The sequence below is a fragment of the Psychrobacter sp. T6-1 genome, from assembly GCF_052258445.1.
Map to the genome: position 1 here is coordinate 1 of NZ_JBQQFC010000418.1, position 1,637 is coordinate 1,637.

Annotated in this window: 1 protein-coding gene; it reads right to left on the reverse strand. The window is 46.5% G+C overall.

All coding sequences use genetic code 11. The annotated features are described in order from the left end of the window. Positions 1–269: 269 nt before the first annotated feature. On the reverse strand, positions 270–1,637 hold a 1,368-nt coding region (locus ACTXGO_RS13400; protein ID WP_443574869.1), incomplete at its 5' end, for a YadA family autotransporter adhesin.

Sequence of the window (1,637 nt, forward strand, 5' to 3'; positions counted from 1 at the left end):
GTTTGAAATTTCATTTCTAATTACTAAAGTAGTTAGGTTGAAACTTCTCGCTATTGGCTGGTTGGTTAGAATGATAAGTCATTCTCAATCCGCCTTCCCTTTCGACTGGGTGGCATTATACGCATGTTTAAAGTTGGGTCAAGGGGTTTGTGAAAAGAATTTAATATTCATGTTTTACCTTATCACTTTTTACTCCATTAAAAGCTAATGCAAGCTTACTATCTTCTGATGGTAAGCTTGCTTATTCTGCTTATTAACTTAAAGGTTATTTAGTCAAAGGTATAACTGACGCCGACATTACCACCATTTTGACTGCCACTGCCTCCAAAGGCGCTGCTAATGGAGAACTGTCCATCTGATGTAGTATAGCCTATACCTACTGCGTAACCAGACTCTCCTTCCCATGTGCCGCCACCAAGACCAACACTTACTTTGCCTGGGACATTAGGATAGCGTAGAGCGCCAAAGGCGAGAGCACCAGCAACAGCTGAATGAGTTTCTCCTTCGAGATCATCTATTCTTCTATCTGTATAACCAAAGGCTTCAGCACGATTTTGATTGAGCTGAGAGACGTTAACTGCATCGTTCGGATTGATACCTGCTGCAACGTTGGTGATACGGCGCTGGTTATTTGCGTTACCTACTGAGACGGTATTATCCGCACTAGTCTGTGAGTTAGCACCAAGTGCTACCGAATTGCTATTAGTCACACTACTATTAGAGCCGATAGCCACTGCATTATTTGCCTGCACGTTGACCGACTCACCAATAGCAACAGAGTTTGAGGCGTCCGTTGTATCAGTAAAGGTTGGGGTGCCATTATTGTTAGCTGTTGCTCCTGTAGCACCGACGGTAGCGTTGCTACCTAAGACTACTGAGTTGCTCGTCGTATCGCCTATGACGTTGTCGTTACCCACCGCATAGTTGGCATTACCGCCAACGATGTTAGGATCACCAAACGCACCTGAGCGATCGCCTGAGACAATGTTGCCTTTGCCGACGCTAGTAGATTGATCGCCAGTGACTATGCTATCTGTTCCTACGGCGATACTGTTAGTACCTGCAGATTTGGTATTAACACCAATAGCAATCGCACCATCAGCTGTCGCACCATTACCATTAGAGTTGCCTTCGTTTTCGTCATCAGAGCTATTGATACTTACAAATTGAACTTTACTATCTTCGATTTGCTCCACTAGTTTAGCTCTAGCGTCTTCACTGATGCCTGATTCGCCTCTGTCACCCTTATCGCCCTTAACACCTTGGGCACCCATCGCACCGTCTTGACCATCAATGCCATCAGTTCCATCAGCACCGTCTTGACCTGCTACGCCTTGCAAACCTTGCTCGCCTTGAGCACCAGTTTCGCCTTGAATGCCTTGTTCACCCTGAATACCCTGAGCACCCATTGCGCCGTCTTGACCATCAACTCCATTTTGACCCGCTGGACCTCGTTCGCCTTGTGGACCTTGAGCACCGTCTTGACCATCAATGCCGTTAGTTCCGTCCTGACCGTTTAAACCATCAGTGCCCGCTATGCCTTGTTCACCTTGGATGCCCTGCTCACCCTGTGGACCTGGTGTGAGTTCAATAGTATTTATCTGACCTTGCAAATCGTTCAACCTGCCATCAACTGC